At 61.8% G+C, this 15,012-nt stretch carries 14 protein-coding genes; 5 read left to right on the top strand and 9 right to left on the bottom strand.

What is annotated here, in order from left to right; genetic code table 11:
* Positions 1-36: 36 nt before the first annotated feature.
* The gene (locus AACU78_RS22940) at positions 37-684 is read right to left on the bottom strand and encodes a TetR/AcrR family transcriptional regulator (protein ID WP_106577959.1); all 648 of its coding nucleotides are present in this window, start codon (positions 682-684) and stop codon (positions 37-39) included.
* 159 nt (positions 685-843) lie between these two features.
* Between AACU78_RS22940 and ggt the strand changes: the two genes are divergently transcribed.
* Positions 844-2,568: a gamma-glutamyltransferase gene (gene ggt, locus AACU78_RS22945; RefSeq protein WP_106577960.1), complete on the top strand. Its 1,725-nt coding sequence runs from the start codon at positions 844-846 to the stop codon at positions 2,566-2,568.
* Here ggt and AACU78_RS22950 read toward each other — a convergent pair.
* Entirely contained in the window at positions 2,562-3,683 is a 1,122-nt protein-coding gene (locus tag AACU78_RS22950) for an FAD-dependent oxidoreductase (protein WP_106577961.1), read from the bottom strand. The genes ggt and AACU78_RS22950 overlap by 7 nt on opposite strands.
* Positions 3,684-3,758: 75 nt before the next feature.
* Between AACU78_RS22950 and AACU78_RS22955 the strand changes: the two genes are divergently transcribed.
* Both AACU78_RS22955 and xth read left to right on the top strand, forming a co-directional pair.
* Entirely contained in the window at positions 3,759-4,199 is a 441-nt protein-coding gene (locus AACU78_RS22955) for a MarR family winged helix-turn-helix transcriptional regulator (RefSeq protein ID WP_106577962.1), read from the top strand.
* Between the two features lie 53 nt (positions 4,200-4,252).
* Positions 4,253-5,047, top strand: coding sequence for an exodeoxyribonuclease III (gene xth / locus AACU78_RS22960; protein ID WP_106577963.1), 795 nt, complete (start codon positions 4,253-4,255; stop codon positions 5,045-5,047).
* Here xth and AACU78_RS22965 read toward each other — a convergent pair.
* The 4 genes from AACU78_RS22965 to AACU78_RS22980 all read right to left on the bottom strand — a co-directional run bounded on the left by AACU78_RS22965 (position 5,044) and on the right by AACU78_RS22980 (position 10,703).
* On the bottom strand, positions 5,044-6,552 hold the full coding sequence (locus tag AACU78_RS22965; protein ID WP_106577964.1) for an FAD-dependent oxidoreductase: 1,509 nt from the start codon (positions 6,550-6,552) through the stop codon (positions 5,044-5,046). The two genes, xth and AACU78_RS22965, sit on opposite strands and share 4 nt — an antisense overlap.
* Before the next feature lie 82 nt (positions 6,553-6,634).
* Positions 6,635-7,156 carry an AAA family ATPase gene (locus tag AACU78_RS22970; RefSeq protein ID WP_106577965.1) on the bottom strand — a complete coding sequence of 174 codons (522 nt, stop codon included), beginning with the start codon at positions 7,154-7,156 and terminating at the stop codon, positions 6,635-6,637.
* Complete coding sequence (gene pnuC, locus AACU78_RS22975) at positions 7,153-7,716, bottom strand: nicotinamide riboside transporter PnuC (protein ID WP_106577966.1); 564 nt, start codon at positions 7,714-7,716, stop codon at positions 7,153-7,155. The genes AACU78_RS22970 and pnuC overlap by 4 nt, the downstream gene beginning before the upstream one ends.
* 1,352 nt (positions 7,717-9,068) lie before the next feature.
* Positions 9,069-10,703, bottom strand: a complete 1,635-nt coding sequence (locus AACU78_RS22980; protein ID WP_106577970.1) for a methyl-accepting chemotaxis protein — start codon at positions 10,701-10,703, stop codon at positions 9,069-9,071.
* Positions 10,704-10,932: 229 nt separating this feature from the next.
* On the opposite strand from AACU78_RS22980, the gene AACU78_RS22985 reads away from it, so the two are divergent.
* Complete coding sequence (locus tag AACU78_RS22985) at positions 10,933-11,763, top strand: undecaprenyl-diphosphate phosphatase (RefSeq protein ID WP_106577971.1); 831 nt, start codon at positions 10,933-10,935, stop codon at positions 11,761-11,763.
* The gene (locus AACU78_RS22990; RefSeq protein ID WP_106577972.1) at positions 11,760-12,143 is read left to right on the top strand and encodes a DUF1294 domain-containing protein; all 384 of its coding nucleotides are present in this window, start codon (positions 11,760-11,762) and stop codon (positions 12,141-12,143) included. The genes AACU78_RS22985 and AACU78_RS22990 overlap by 4 nt, the downstream gene beginning before the upstream one ends.
* Here AACU78_RS22990 and AACU78_RS22995 read toward each other — a convergent pair.
* The 3 genes from AACU78_RS22995 to AACU78_RS23005 all read right to left on the bottom strand — a co-directional run bounded on the left by AACU78_RS22995 (position 12,132) and on the right by AACU78_RS23005 (position 14,884).
* The gene (locus AACU78_RS22995) at positions 12,132-12,488 is read right to left on the bottom strand and encodes an MmcQ/YjbR family DNA-binding protein (protein ID WP_106577973.1); all 357 of its coding nucleotides are present in this window, start codon (positions 12,486-12,488) and stop codon (positions 12,132-12,134) included. The genes AACU78_RS22990 and AACU78_RS22995 overlap by 12 nt on opposite strands.
* Positions 12,485-13,393 (bottom strand): LysR substrate-binding domain-containing protein, encoded by a 909-nt coding sequence (locus AACU78_RS23000; RefSeq protein WP_106577974.1) that lies wholly within the window; start codon positions 13,391-13,393, stop codon positions 12,485-12,487. The genes AACU78_RS22995 and AACU78_RS23000 overlap by 4 nt, the downstream gene beginning before the upstream one ends.
* A 111-nt stretch (positions 13,394-13,504) precedes the next feature.
* The gene (locus tag AACU78_RS23005; protein WP_106577975.1) at positions 13,505-14,884 is read right to left on the bottom strand and encodes an NAD-dependent succinate-semialdehyde dehydrogenase; all 1,380 of its coding nucleotides are present in this window, start codon (positions 14,882-14,884) and stop codon (positions 13,505-13,507) included.
* Between the last annotated feature and the right edge of the window lie 128 nt (positions 14,885-15,012).

Here is a 15,012-nt window from a genome sequence, read left to right on the forward strand (position 1 = left end):
AGGCAAGCCAGCTCTCACAGGGATCAGAGCCGGTTTCTATGATGAGCTAGGGGAGACGCCCCTCAGCACCAAATCAGTGATAAACCCCAGCCAATCCTGCTGCTGCCCCTTATCCGCCAGGTCTTCACCCAGAAACGAACTGAGGGTATGGCGGTTGGAGTTATAGAAGTAGCACAGCGAAGCGATCATCAAGTACACGTGCTTGAGGTCGACATCCTGGCGAAACACACCCTGGGCCTGGCCGGCCTCAATGATCGGTTTCAGCACGCCAACCGCTTCGCCCGACAATCGGCGCATCTCCCCGGACTGTTGAGCGTGTTTGCCTTGGTGCAGGTTCTCGATGCTCAGAATCGCCACGAATTCCGGATGCTTGACGTAGTAATTCCAGATAAACGCGACCAGGTCCTGCAGCGCCTGCACGGGTGCCTCCAGGTTGAGCTTGAGTTTGCTTTCGGCTTTGTTGAACTGCTCGTAGATGTGTTCCAGCACGCAGATGAACAGGTGTTCCTTGCTGCCGAAATAGTAATAAAGCATGCGGTCGTTGGAGTCGGCCTCCTTGGAAATGGTGTCGACGCGCCCGCCGGAGTAACCGTCGCGGGTGAACACCTTGACCGCTGCATGCAAGATGCGCGCGCGTGTCTGGTCGGCCTGCTGAGCCCGAATACCGGTCTTCTTGATCACCATCTCAACGCGCCTTGCAGCCAGTCTGGGCGCGAAATATAGCATGGGCTTTTTCGCGGCCGTTCTGTGACCGACAAGTTCTGTAATAAAAACGCCACTGCGCTGGGGATTGGATCCGAGTCGGGCTATTTTGGTGCATCCCAATAACTAGAGTAGCCATGGATGAAATACCAACCCTTCAGCCGCACCTTAATCGCCACCGCTCTGGTGCTGACGGTCAGCGGTGTGCACGCCGCTTCCCAGGCCCCGGTGGCCGGTGAAAACGGCATGGTAGTCACCGCCCAGCATTTGGCCACTCATGTGGGTGTGGATGTGCTCAAGGCCGGCGGCAACGCAGTCGATGCGGCCGTGGCCGTGGGCTATGCGCTGGCGGTGGTGTACCCGGCGGCGGGTAACCTCGGTGGCGGCGGCTTCATGACCGTGCAACTGGCGGATGGGCGCAAGACCTTCCTGGACTTCCGCGAAAAAGCCCCCCTGGCGGCCACCGCCGACATGTACCTGGACAAAGACGGCAAGGTCGTCGAAGGCCTCAGCGCCAAGGGCCACCTGGCGGTCGGCGTGCCCGGCACCGTGTCCGGCATGGAAACCGCGCTGAGCAAGTACGGGACGCTCAAGCGCGACCAAGTGATTGCCCCGGCGATCAAGCTGGCGGAAAACGGCTTTGAACTGGAGCAGGGCGATATCGACCTGCTGCACACCGCCACCGGTGAGTTCGAGAAAGACAAAGACCTGCGCGCGATCTTCCTGCACAACGGCCAACCGATGCAGGTCGGCCAGAAACTGGTGCAGAAAGACCTGGCCAAGACCCTCAAGGAAATCTCCGCCAAGGGCACCGACGGCTTCTATAAAGGTTGGGTCGCCAAGGCCCTGGTGGATTCCAGCCAGGCCGGCAAGGGCATCATCACCCAGGCCGACCTCGACAAATACAAGACCCGCGAACTGGCGCCCATCGAGTGCGATTACCGTGGCTACCACGTGGTCTCGGCACCGCCGCCGAGCTCGGGCGGCGTGGTGATCTGCCAGATCATGAACATCCTCGAAGGCTACCCGATGGCGGAACTGGGCTATCACTCGGCCCAAGGCCTGCACTACCAGATCGAAGCGATGCGCCACGCCTACGTGGACCGTAACAGCTACCTCGGCGACCCGGACTTCGTGAAGAACCCGATCGCCCACCTGCTGGACAAGGACTACGCCGCCAAGCTGCGCGCGGCCATCGAACCGCAGAAGGCCGGGGATTCCCAGGCGATCAAGCCGGGCGTGTCGCCGCATGAAGGCAACAACACCACGCACTATTCCATCGTCGACAAGTGGGGCAACGCAGTGTCGGTGACCTACACCCTCAACGACTGGTTCGGTGCCGGTGTGATGGCGAGCAAGACCGGCGTGATCCTCAACGATGAAATGGATGACTTCACCGTCAAGGTCGGCGTGCCGAATATGTACGGGCTGGTCCAGGGTGAAGCCAACGCCATCGCACCCGGCAAGGCGCCGCTGTCGTCGATGAGCCCGACCATCGTGACCAAGGACGGCAAGGCCGTGATGGTGGTCGGTACGCCAGGGGGCAGCCGGATTATCACCGCGACCTTGCTGACCATCCTGAATGTCATCGACTACAAGATGAACATCCAGGAAGCCGTCGATGCGCCGCGTTTCCACCAGCAGTGGATGCCTGAAACCACCAACCTGGAGACCTTCGCGGTGAGCCCGGACACCCAGAAAATCCTCGAGAGCTGGGGCCACAAGTTTGCCGGGCCTCAGGATGCCAACCACCTGGCCGCAATCCTGGTGGGCGCGCCTTCCCTGGGGGGCAAGCCGGTGGGCAACAACCGTTTCTACGGGGCCAACGACCCGCGCCGCAATACCGGTCTGTCCCTGGGCTACTGAGGCGTGAGGTGGTGATGCAGGTGGGCCAGGGACAGCGCCAGGCTGTCATGGGATAACTGGGTGGCGGCGCCTTCGGCGCTGTCTCTGGCGGCCGGCATCACACGCTCGAACATGTGGTTTTCATAAGCCTGCACTGCTGCCGAGCAGTCAGGCGTCTGGAGCAGATGCTGCGCCAGTTCGGCCGCATCGAGCATCGCTGCATTGACGCCTTCGCCACCAAATGGCGACATCAGGTGCGCTGCATCGCCGATCAACGTCAACCCCTGACGGTGGTTCCAGCGATGGCCCACGGGCAGGGCGTAGATGTGCCGCGTCAGCACGGTTTCGTTGGCCGCTTCAAATAACGCCAGGATGTCCGCGTGCCAGCCTTCGAACTGGGCTTTGAGCGCAGACACACTGCGGGGTGCGGCGGCCCAGTCGGTGGGCACGCGGAAGATCGCGTAGCCGCGCAAGTGCGCGTTGGCATTGCGTTGCACGATGATCGCCTTGGCGCCGCCTTCGACTTCCAGTTTGCCGCGACCGACCAGCCTGGCGATGTGCGGGTGTTGGCGGTCGACATCATCGATGCCGAACTCGATAAACGTCAGCCCGCTGTACTGCGGCACGTAAGGCGACAGCAGCGGCCGGATTTTGGACCAGGCGCCATCGGCACCGACGACCAGATCGAATGGGCCGTGGCTGATCTCGCCCTGGTGCAGCGTCCAGCGTGCGTGCTCGGCCGGGCGAATGGCGCTGATGCCGACGCCCCAGTTCACACAGCCTGCGGGCAGCGCCTCCAGCAGGATCTGGCGCAAGGCCGTGCGGTCGACCTCCGGGCGGTCTCCGGCATCAGGGTTGGGGGCTTCGAACAGCAGGCGAGCGTGTTGATCCATCAACCGTGAGCCTTGGTCTTCGTAGCGCGCGATCCGGTTGAAGGCGTCTTCCAGGCCGGCACGTTGCAGCGCCAGTTGGCCGGAGTCGACATGCAGGTCGAGCGTCCCGCCTTGCGGGCGTTCCAGCGGCCCGCGTTCGCGCTCGAACACGCTGACGGCGACGCCATGACGCGTGAGGATTTGCGCCAGGGTCAATCCGCCAGGACCGGCGCCGACAATCGCAATACGCGTTGGAATGATCATTGAAATGGCCCTTGGCGATGTTTATAGGATCCTATACATTTGATGCATAGGCTCCTATGGAAAGTCAACGACCCCATGAATGTTCAAACCCCGTCACCCAATCCCATGCAACAGATCGGTCTCGCCAACCGCGGTTTTATCCGCCTTTACGAGGGCCAGCTACGCGCGTTGGGGTTTGCCGTGGCGCAAATTCCGGTGCTGGTGGCGCTCAAGCAGAGCGAGGGTCTGCCCCAGGCTGAATTGGTGCGCATCGCCCGTGTCGAGCAGTCGAGCATGGCGCAGCTGCTGGGGCGCATGGAGCGTGATGGAATGATCCAGCGCATGGTCGACCCCGCAGACAAACGCAGCCGCCTGATCACCCTCACCGATGCGGTGCGTGAACGCATGCCTGCGGCCTACGCCGTGATGGTGCAGGGCACGGCGCAGGCGATGCAGGGCTTCAGCGCTGAGGAAGAGGCGACGCTGCTGGCGTTATTGCTGCGCGTGAATGCCAACCTGGAGCGTGGTTTGGATTGAACATCCGCGCCGCTTTCAGGTTCTACCCCAAGAGCCCTGAAAGGACCGGACCGATGAAAGCGCTGAAAATCGCCACCTTCAATATCAACGGCATCCGTGCCCGTCTGCCCAACCTGCTGCAATGGCTTGAGCGCGAGCAGCCCGATATTGTCTGCCTGCAAGAGCTCAAGGCGCCGCAAAGCCTGTTTCCCTATGCCGACTTCGAAGCAGCCGGCTACGGTGCGATCTGCCTGGGCCAGGCCTCGTGGAACGGCGTGGCCATTTTGGCGCGCGATGCCCAGCCGCTGGAGAGCCGGCGCGGATTGCCGGGCGATGACAGCGACACGCAAAGCCGTTACCTGGAAGCCGCGGTGCATGGCGTGTTGGTCGGTTGCCTGTATCTGCCCAATGGCAACCCGCAGCCTGGGCCGAAATTTGAGTACAAACTGGCCTGGTTCGAACGGCTGATTGACTACGCCCAGGCGCTGCAAGTCAGCGAACACCCGGTGCTGCTGGCCGGGGATTTCAATGTGGTGCCCACCGACCTCGACATCTACAACCCGCGCTCCTGGCTCAAGGACGCTTTGCTGCAACCCGAGAGCCGCGCGTGTTATCAGCGCCTGCTGGAGCAGGGTTGGACCGATTCGCTGCGCCATCTGTACCCCGAAGAGCGCGTCTACACCTTCTGGGATTACTTCCGTCAGCACTGGCAGACCAATTCCGGGCTGCGTATCGATCACCTGCTGCTCAATCCCGCGCTCAGGCCTTACCTCAAAGACGCCGGCGTGGACGCCTGGGTGCGCAACGAGCCGCACGCCAGCGACCATGCACCGACATGGATTCAACTGAGCACCCGCAAAAAGCGCTAATCAGCGCGAATAATGGCCAAGGCCTCGGCTTTGCCCAAGGGGTGCTGCATGCGTTGTGACAGGCGCGCCATGGCTTGCTGATGTTCGCAGGCAATCACGGCTTCCACTTGATCATCACGGCACAGCAAGGCAATGAAGTCGTGACGACTCACATCACCTTCCACGTGCAGGCGGTTCCAGTGCAGCGGGTGGCCGAGCACTTCAAAGGTTTTGTCGAAGTGGTAGGTCCAGAAGAAGGGCACGTCGGCGTACACCTGCGTGTCTCCAAGCATATTGCGCGCGGCCAGCACGGCCAGTTGCTGGGCCACGCGCCAGTGCTCGATGCGTGTCGGCTGCTGACGCCAGGCAAAAGTCACGTTGTCGCCGGCCGCCCATAACCCAGGCGCCACCTGTAAATGACTGTCTGCGTTCAGCGACTGATCCTCGGCTTTGTCGACGTCCTGGATAAAGCCTGTGGCGGGTGTGACGCCAACGCCCATTACCACCAGGTCTGCCGCCAGGCGCTTGCCGTTTTTAAGCAGCACGGTACTCACCGCGCCGTGACCGTCGAAGCGTTCGGGCTCGGTGTTGCAGTGAAAGATCACGCCATTGTCTTCGTGCAATTGGCGAATGGCCGCACCGATGCGCTTGCCCAATTGCGCAGCGAGAGGAATGTCATGGCGGCTGACCACCTGCACCACCAGGCCCCGTTGGCGCAAGGCGGACGCGGCTTCCAGGCCGATAAAACTGTCGCCGACAATCACCGCGCACGCTGCCGACTGCGCTGCTTCATCGATTCGCGCTGCATCCTCGCGGCTGCGCAATACAAACACGTGGCTCAATATGGCGCCGGGGATGTCCAGTGGTTGCGCTTCGCCTCCGGTGGCGACCAGGGCCGCGTCATAGTCGAAGTGACGACCGTCGGCGAGTTCGATGCGTTTGGCGCGGGCGTCCAGGCGCTGAACTTCGCCGTGAATGCCAATGGGCTGCTTATCCAGCAGTGGCGGCGTGTCTTCGGGCGTCATCTGGCCCGCGATCACGAATTTACTCAGGGCGGTGCGGTCGTAGGCCGGAGCTTGTTCGCGGTCGATCCACAGCAATCGTCCGCTGAAGCCCTGCTGATGCAACGTCGCCACGGCGGCAGTGCCTGCCGCGCCAGCGCCGATGACCGCTAAACAGCGGTGTTCATCCCGCGCCGGCGCGGCTTCGGCGGCGATGGGCTCGTCGCCAACACTGACCACGCCATCGTGCACCTGCACCGGGTATTGCGTGAGCCCGACCAGTGCCGGAGGTTCGATGACGGCGCCGCTGTCCACGGCAAACGCCGCTTTGTGCCAGGGGCAGATGATCCGCCCGTTACAGATCACACCTTCTTCCAGCGGGGCGCCGGCGTGCGGGCAGTCGGCCTGGAAGGCGCGCACCCGGTCGCCGACACGCACCAGCAAGACAGGATGCTTTGCCGCGGTGACGCGAACGCCACGGTTTTCCGGCAAGTTAATCAGGCGAGCAACAATGCGCATGTTCATAGGCCAATCTCCTTTAGAAGATTGACTGGCGCCGAAGGAAAGGGACTGCGTTGACCCGATGGTCGGTACTCAGGATCGGGCCTTACGCCAGCAGCTGCGCCACCGCTTCAAATGCCTTGTCACGCCGCGCCTGCCAATGGCCGCCAATCACCACGGCGGGCTGCTGGTGCTGTTCGATCCACGCCAGGCTGCCCTGGAAAAACGCCCGACGATCAGCCAGTTCCGGTTGGCAGCGCTGGCCGTCGGCGGTCCACTCCACATCCTCGGGAGACAGCAGCAGATGCAGGTCGTAATGCCGGGCCAGGAGTTCGTTGTCCAGCCAGGCCGGGTAGTCGCCGAACAGCGTCTGGCTCCACAGTTTGTTGGTCAACAGGTGAGTATCGAGCACCAGCAGGTTGGGCTGTTCGGCGCGGGCGGCGTCTTCCCAGGCCAGTTGGCCGCGGGCGATCGCCGGAATATCCGCCAGGGTGGTGTCGCGTTGGTGATGGTCGATGAAATACCGCACGTATTCGCCAACCATCAGCCCGCCAAAGTGTGCATGCAGTTCAGCCGCCAGCCAGCTTTTGCCGCTGGATTCGGGGCCTGCCAGTACCACCACTTTCATGCGTGCAACGCCGGGTCGCTGCGCCATTCACGCCAGCCTTGCACGGCAATCGCGGTGAACAGGGCATAAAGCGCGGCGGTGAGGTACAGGCCTTTGTAGAGGAACAGGCCGACGAAGATCACGTCCACGGCGATCCACAGTGGCCAGCATTGCACGCGTTTTTGCGCCATCCACATTTGCGCCACCAGGCTGAAGCCGGTGAGGGCGGCGTCGAGCCACGGCTGGGCGGCGTCGGTCCAGTGGGCCATGGCCGCGCCGAGCAGCAGGCTGAAGACGGCGCCGACGGCCAGGCTGCTCATGATCGCGGGCACGCCGAGGCGCGTGACCTGACGGCCTTGCTTGACCTCGCCGGCGCGGGTCCATTGCCACCAGCCGTAAAGTTGCAGGGCGGCGTAGACCACTTGCAGGAGCATGTCGGAATAGAGCTTTACGTCGAAGAACACCCAGGTGTAGAGCAACACCATGACCAGGCCGATGGGCCAGCACCAAGGGTTTTGTTTGACCGTCAGCCAGACAGCGATCACCCCCAGGGCGGCGGCGAACAATTCAAGCCCGGACATGGCGGTTCCTTGGGAGAGTGGGAGAGGGCGCTAATTGTAACCAGAGGTGAGGAATGTTTAAACGCGGATGTGGAGGTATACACATTGCTGCGGTCATGGCGGCTGGCGTGGTTTGACGAGGTGCCTGAGATCAAAATCAAAAGCAGAGCACGGCGTGCGTGGCAGAAGCTGAGCAACACCCCATCACCAGATGTACTGAGCATCAACTGTGGGAGCGGGCTTGCTCGCGAAGGCGGTGTGCCAGTGACCCATGAGCTGACTGAACCACCGCATTCGCGAGCAAGCCCGCTCCCACAGTTTGACCGGGTACAGACCGCCAGCGTCGCACTGCTTTGCTTTTCTGTGGGAGCTGGCTTGCCTGCGATGCAGGCATCTCGGTGTATCAGGCACAACCAGTTGATGCCATCGCAGGCAAGCCAGCTCCCACATTGAATTGGGTTCAGCTCTCAAGATCAGGTCAGCTGTCAGGCCGCCTCGGCTTTGCTTTTGCTTCTACCACTCGAGCAAGCCCGCTCCCACAAGTTGACCGAGTTCAACTGTCAGCACCGTGCTGCTTTGCTTTTCTGTGGGAGCTGGCTTGCCTGCGATGCAGGCACTTCGGTGTATCAGGCACAACCAGTAGATGCCATCGCAGGCAAGCCAGCTCCTACATTGAATTGGGTTCAGCTCTCAAGATCAGGTCGGCTGTCAGGCCGCCTCGGCTGTGCTTTTGCTTCTACCACTCGAGCATCAACTGTGGGAGCGGGCTTGCTCTCGAAGGCGGTGTGCCAGTGACCCATGAGCTGACTGAACCACCGCATTCGCGAGCAAGCCCGCTCCCACAAGTTGACCGAATTCAGCAGCCAGCACCGTGCTACTTTGCCTTTCTGTGGGAGCTGGCTTGCCTGCGATGCAGGCATCTCGGTGTATCAGGCACAACCAGTTGATGCCATCGCAGGCAAGCCAGCTCCTACATTGAATTGGGTTCAGCTCTCAAGATCAGGTCAGCTGTCAGGCCGCCTCGGCTGTGCTTTTGCTTCTACCACTCAGGTCGGCTACTAGGCCGCCGTGCTTTGCTTTTGATTTTGATCTCAGGCGCCCCGTTAAACCACGCTGGCCGAACGCAGGCTTGAATCCGTGGCTAACCCGGCAGGACGCCGGGTTAGCCGTGTTGGGCCATGGATGGCCCGTCACGGCGGCCCACGGATTCAAGCCTTCGTTCGGGCACACCGAGCCCAAGCGAGGTGCCGAGTGGTGGGGCAAGAGCCCTTTGGTGACTTTGGGGCTTTTCCAAAGTGACCCGCCGTAAGGGCGGAACCCAAAGCGGCCATCACCCAAACACCGGATATGTACACCCCCCCCCCAAAAAAAAGCTAAACCTTGAACTGCCGCAGCAACCCGTCCAACTCCTCACTCAACCCACGCAAATGCGCACTCGCCACGCTGGATTGCTCCGCCGCCAGCGCAGTGCTGTGAGACAACCCGGCCGCCTGGGTGACGTTCTGGTTGATATCCTCCACCACATGCGCCTGTTGCAAGGTCGCGCTGGCAATCGAGGCATTCAGCCCGTTGAGGTTACGCAACGCCTGACCAATGGCGTTAAGACTGGCACCGGCCTGCCCAGCCTGTTCAATCGTCAGCTGCGAAGCGCTATGGCTGTCACTGATCACCTTGACCGCCGCTTCCGAGTGCCCCTGCAGACGCTCAATCATCACTTGGATTTCAGCAGTGGATTTTTGCGTACGCTGAGCCAGCAGCCGCACTTCATCGGCGACCACCGCAAACCCACGGCCCTGCTCCCCGGCGCGTGCGGCCTCAATGGCCGCGTTAAGCGCCAGCAGGTTGGTCTGGTCAGCGATGGAGCGGATCACTTCCAGCACACCACCAATCTGCGTGCTCTCGCTGGACAAGGTGCGAATCACCTCCACGGCCTGGCTGATGGTGCCGGAAAGCTGGTCGATCTGCTGCAAACTACCGTCAATATTCACCTGGCCCTGCTGCGCCTGGGCCTGGGCATCGCGCATCTCACTGGCGGCATGTTCGGCGTTTTTCGCCACGTCCTGCACGCCATAGGTGACTTCATTGATCGCCGTCGCCACCAGCTCCATCTGCTGCGACTGCTGTTGGCTGCGGTCATGCGCCTGGCTGGCGTTGTTGCCCAATTCCGTGGACGACTGGCCCAACGCATTGGCGCACACCTGCAACTGGCCGACCACCTGGCGCAGCTTGGCGGTAAAGCTGTTGAAGTGCCGAGACAACTGGGTGACTTCGTCGCGCCCGTGGGTGTCGAGGCTGCGCGTCAGGTCGCTTTCGCCACTGGCGATATTGGCCATGGCGTTCACCGCCGCCTGCAACGGCGTCACGATGCTGCGCGCAATCAAGGTGACCAACACGGCCATCAGCAGGGCGATGCCCAGGCCAATCAGCGAGGCCTTCCACACCTGGCCCGTGAACTCGGCCTGCACATCATCCACGTACACGCCGGAGCCGATAATCCAGCCCCAGGGTTCGAACAGCTGGATGTACGAAGTTTTCTCCACGGGCGCTTCGGCGCCAGGTTTGGGCCAGCGATAGTTGACGATGCCGGCGCCCTTGGCCTTGGCCAGGATCACGAATTCGTTGAACACCGCAAAACCGTCCGGGTCGCGGATCGCCGAGAGGTTCTGGCCATCCAGCTTGGGGTTGGCCGCGTGCATGATCATCACCGGCGTCAGGTCGTTGATCCAGAAGTAATCGTCGTGGTCGTAGCGCAGGCCACGCACCGCGCTCAGGGCCTGCTGCTGCGCGGCTTCACGGCTGAGCACGCCGGTTTTCTCAAGGTTCTGGTAATAGGCCAGCACCCCGCTGGCGGTCTGCACCACGTGCTGGGTCTGCTGACGTTTGGCCTGGTAAAGGTCGCCATGGATCTGCTTGAGCATCAACAGCCCCAACGTCAGCAGCATCAACACGGCGACTATCAGGATCAGCCAGAGGCGGCGGCTGATCGACATGCTGCGCAAACTGTTCATCGTCCTGTCACTCCATGCTTTTTATAATTGTGGGCGCTGCATCGACATTTCCGGCTTGTCTGATAGGCTTTCGGCCTGTAATTGAAAAACCTGAGTACTCCCTGATTTTTCACGAAATTTTTGCAGACCGATGTTGAAAATCAGCACCGGAACTTGAGTGCGCTTGTCGTCAGTGAACTATTAAAAAGACAGTCAAGGCATGCCGACAGGCATGACCTTTGGGGGATACATGGATTTTTGGACCGCCATACAGGCATTGATTCTTGGCGTGGTGGAGGGGCTGACAGAGTTCCTGCCCATTTCCAGCACCGGGCACCAGATCATCGTCGCCGACTTGATCGGCTTCGGCGGCGAACGCTTTGAGGCGTTCAACATCATCATTCAATTGGGCGCGATCCTGGCGGTGGTCTGGGAGTTTCGGCGCAAGATCCTCGACGTGGTTATCGGCCTGCCGACCCAGCCCAGTGCCCGGCGGTTTACGGCTAACCTGATCATCGCGGTGGCGCCGGCCATCGTGCTGGGGGTGATTTTTGCCGACCTGATCAAGCACTACCTGTTCAACCCGATCACCGTGGCCACCGCCCTGGTCGTGGGCGGCGTGATCATGTTGTGGGCCGAGCGCCGCCAGCATGCGGTCCATGCTGAAACCGTGGACCAGATCACCTGGAAAGACGCGCTCAAGGTCGGCGTCGCCCAGTGCCTGGCGATGATTCCGGGCACCTCACGCTCCGGCGCCACCATCATTGGCGGCCTGTTGTTCGGCCTGTCGCGCAAGACCGCCACCGAGTTTTCGTTTTTTCTGGCGATGCCAACCATGGTCGGCGCGGCCCTGTATTCGGGCTACAAGTACCGTCACTTGTTCCAGCCCGATGACCTGCCGGTGTTTGCCATCGGGTTTGTCACCTCGTTCATCTTTGCGATGATTGCGGTCAAGGCCTTGCTCAAGTTCATCGCCAGCCACAGCTATGCGGCCTTTGCCTGGTATCGCATCGCGTTCGGTGTGCTGATCCTGGCGACCTGGCAGTTCGGCTGGATCGACTGGTCGGCGGTCAAGCCATGAACATTCAGCATCCGCGCCTCAAGGCGCTGATCTTTGTGCTGCTGTGCGCCGCGCCGCTGCTGGGAGCGGCGCTGGTGTGGCATCGCGGTGAGACAGTGATCCCGCTGGCCGCCTATGGCGTGGTCAGCGTGGTGGCGTTTTTTCTTTATTGGGGTGACAAGCGCAAGGCTGAGACAGCAGGCCCGCGCGTTCGCGAAAACATCCTGCACGCCGTGGAACTGGCCGGCGGGTGGCCTGGGGCGTTGATCGCCCAGCAGGTGTTCCGCCACAAGACGCGCAAGGTGTCGTACCAGGTGCTGTTCTGGGTCATCGTGTTGCTGCACGAGGTGTTCTGGCTCGACCAGTTATTCCTGGGCGGCACGCTGCTTTCAATCTTCTAGCAACAGCCCGATCTGCGTGCGCTTGGGCAGTTTGCTCACCACCAATTGGTGAGAACGCCGCAACAGGCCACGCAGTTCCTCGGCGCCCAGCGGGTAGGGCGTGTTCATGATGATCCACTGTGCCCGCGCCAGGTAAGGCGCCGGGTGGATGCCGGGGCGGTCGACATGGCCGAGGAACAGGTCCTTGTCGACCTTGAACGCCAGCGATTCGCCCCGCAGGTTCTGCAGGGCGAACATCTTGTTGCCGGCGATCGAGAACACCCGCACGCCGCCCCATTTGTAGTCTTCCCGCGCGCCGGGCAGGCTCAGGCAGAAGGCGGCGACGTGTGCTTCAGTCATTTTCATAGCAAGCGGTCTCCGCAGCCCTTGAAGGCTTCTTCCAGGTAGTCGATCCAGGCACGAATGGCCGGCAGCACGCCACGGCGATGCGGGTACACCGCCTGCAACCAGCCGCCCGGCGACGACCATTGCGGCAGCAGCTGCACCAATTGGCCGCTGGCCAATTCCTCTTCGCAGTACATCATCGGCAAGACGGTGAAACCCAGGCCTTTGAGGGCACAAGCCTTGCGCACGATGAAGTCGTCGATGCCCAGGCGGGCTTCCAGCGCGAGGTCCTGAGCGTTGCCTTGCGGGTCGATCAGGCGCAGGTGGACCAGGCGGTCGGCCTCCAGCGCGCCGAGCACCGGCAGTTGTTTGAGGTCTTCGAGGCTGTCGATGTGCCGACCCTGGATGAATTCAGGGCTGGCCACCAGCAGGGTCTGGGCCTGGCGCAGGCGCTTGGTCACCAGCAGCGGGTCTTCATCGCCCGACTCGCGCACGCGCAGGGCCACATCGATGCCCTCAGCCACCAGGTCGACACGGCGGTTCACCAGCGTCATCTCCAGCTGCACCAGCGGGTGGGCGGCGAGAAAACCGGCAACCATGTCCGGCAACATGTGCTGGGCCATGCCCACCGGGCAACTGACCCGCAGGCGCCCGCGCGGTTCGCTGGACATACTGGCCACGGCCTCGTCGGCCATTTCCGCTTCCAGCAGCATCGCCTGGCAATGGCGCAAATAACGCTCGCCGACCGCAGTGAGGGTCAATTGGCGGGTGGTGCGCTGCAACAGGCGCGCGCCGAGGCGTTCTTCCAGCTCGGCAATACGCCGTGACAGCCGTGACTTGGGAATCCCCAGCAGCCGGCCGGCCGCCGCAAAGCCGCCGGCCTCGACGACTTTGGCGAAATAGTAGAGGTCGTTGAGGTCTTGCATGGTCAACCTATTGTCCTGTCAGTGGGACGAACTATCCGCGTCTGGCGAGGGCAAATCCACTACAAAAAAGCGAGCGCCGTGTGGCGGCTCGCTGTGGACGCGATTAAACGCTTAGAACTGCGCGCCCGCCATCAGCACATACTTCACATGCACGTACTCTTCGATTCCGTAGTAGCTGCCCTCACGGCCATAGCCGGATTGCTTGATACCGCCAAATGGAATCGACGCGGTGCCGACCGAACCGGAATTGAGGATGACCATCCCAGCCTCCAGTTGGCGCGACAGCCGCAACGATCGCCCCAGCGCGCGGGTGTAGGCATACGCCACCAGGCCAAACTCCGTCTGGTTGGCGCGCGCGATGACTTCCTCTTCATCCTTGAATGAATAGAAGGCGAACACCGGCCCGAAGATTTCCTCAGTGGCCAGCGGCGAGTCGTCGCGCAAACCGGTCAACACGGTGGGTTCGTAGAACAACCCGCCCCTGGCGTGGGGCTTGCCGCCCATCAGCACGCTGGCGCCGGCGGCCTTGGCGTCTTCCACCAGGCGGACGACTTTGTCAAAACCCAGTTGATTGACCAGCGGCCCGACCACAAAGTCTTCGCGCAGGCCTTGATCCACGTCGATTTTGGCAACGGCCGCCTGCACCCGTTGGACGAAGTCGTCGAGGATGCTGTGCTGCACGAAAATCCGGTTTGGCGAGATGCACACCTGCCCGCTGTTGCGCAGTTTGGCGCTGACCAGGCCCTTGACGGCCTCATCCAGGTTGGCGTCCTCGAACACGATAAACGGCGCGTTGCCGCCCAGTTCCAGGGTCATTTTCTTGAGGGTGGCCGCGCATTGCGCCGCGAGCAACTTGCCGACAGCGGTGGAGCCGGTAAAGGTGATTTTGCGAATACGCGGGTCGCCGGTGAAGATCAGGCCGATCTCCCTGGGATCGCCGACCACCACTTCCAGCACGCCGGGTTCGATACCGGCCTTGCGCGCGTATTCCAGCAGCTTGAAGGCGGTGAGCGGCGTGTCTTCGGCAGGTTTGATGACCATGGTGCAACCCGCCGCCAAGGCTGTGGCGACTTTGCGCGTGATCATCATGAACGGGAAATTCCACGGGGTGATTGCCGCGACAGGGCCAATGGCTTCCTTGGTCACCAGCACGTTGGCGTTGCGGTCGTGGGTGGGCAGGGTGTCGCCGTACACGCGCTTGGCTTCTTCGGCGTACCACTCGATAAAATCCAGGCCGTAATCGATCTCGCCCCGGGCTTCGGTGAGGCACTTGCCGTTTTCGCGGCACAGCAGTTCGGCAAAGGCTTCCTTGTCAGCCTTAACGGCGTCGTGCCAGCGGCGCAGGATCTCGCTGCGCTCCTTGGCGAGCGTCGAAGACCATTCAGGGAACGCCGCGCAGGTGCGGTCGACCGCCGCTTTGACCTCAGCCGAGGTGTTCTTGGCAACGCGGCCGATTTCTTCACCGGTGGCGGGGTTGTAGACGATAAGCATGAGGGAATCTCCGAGGGCTGAACGTGGTGTTTCAGGCTACGGAAACGGGCGGTTTGAGCGAATATCCAAACCAATCTGCTGATTGCCTATTCCTATGAGTGCATAGCCACGGCGACGATTGCGCAGTA

Source organism: Pseudomonas sp. R9.37 (assembly GCF_963878885.1).
In the GTDB taxonomy this organism is placed as follows: domain Bacteria; phylum Pseudomonadota; class Gammaproteobacteria; order Pseudomonadales; family Pseudomonadaceae; genus Aquipseudomonas.